Consider the following 342-nt stretch of genomic DNA (forward strand, 5'->3'; position numbering starts at 1 on the left):
TTTCGGTTGTGACCCGTCCCGGTTTGCGGAATCGGTTTACCCTGAGGGAACGATCGGTGCCTATCTGGAAATGCACATTGAGCAGGGCCCCCTCCTCGACACACTGAACAAACCAGTCGGGATCGTCACCGGAATATCTGGACCGCTGTGGTTAACAGTAGAAGTAACAGGCTTTGCCGGTCATGCCGGCTCGGTGCCAATGGCGATGCGGCAGGATGCATTGCTGGGGGCGGCTAAAATCATTTTGGCGCTTAATCAGATCGCCTCCCAGGACCCGGCTGCTCCAACAGTGGGTACCGTCGGGAATCTGGAAGTATTTCCTAATTCTCGCAACATTATTCC

1 pseudogene is annotated in these 342 nt (G+C 55.0%); it reads left to right on the plus strand.

Annotated elements, in window-relative coordinates:
- Positions 1 to 342, plus strand: a pseudogene (locus MXD62_RS10580) (Zn-dependent hydrolase); the annotation flags it as partial.

It is taken from the genome of Frankia sp. Mgl5, assembly GCF_023242985.1.
GTDB lineage: Bacteria > Actinomycetota > Actinomycetes > Frankiales > Frankiaceae > Parafrankia > Parafrankia soli.